Annotated in this window: 1 pseudogene; it reads left to right on the top strand. The window is 60.3% G+C overall.

What is annotated here, in order from left to right:
* A pseudogene (locus GYA94_RS26790) lies at positions 1-262 on the top strand (GGDEF domain-containing protein); the annotation flags it as partial.

The following is a 262-nucleotide window of genomic DNA, read 5'->3' on the forward strand; positions in this document are numbered from 1 at the left end:
GGTGGGTTACCTGGCCATCTGCATCGACGTCACCGAGCGGCGTCGGGTACATGAGGCATTGGCTGCGCGTGACCGGTTGCTGGAAAAACTCAGTGCCGAAGTACCGGGCGGCATCTACCAGTACAGGCTGGATGCAAACGGCCATTCGTGTTTCCCCTATGCCAGCAAGGGGCTGTACGACATTTATGAGCTTGACCTGCAGCAGCTGCGCGAGGATGCCGCCGCAGTGTACGAGCGCATTCACCCTGATGACCTGGAGCGG

Origin of the sequence: Pseudomonas juntendi, from assembly GCF_009932375.1 — a bacterium.
In the GTDB taxonomy this organism is placed as follows: domain Bacteria; phylum Pseudomonadota; class Gammaproteobacteria; order Pseudomonadales; family Pseudomonadaceae; genus Aquipseudomonas; species Aquipseudomonas juntendi.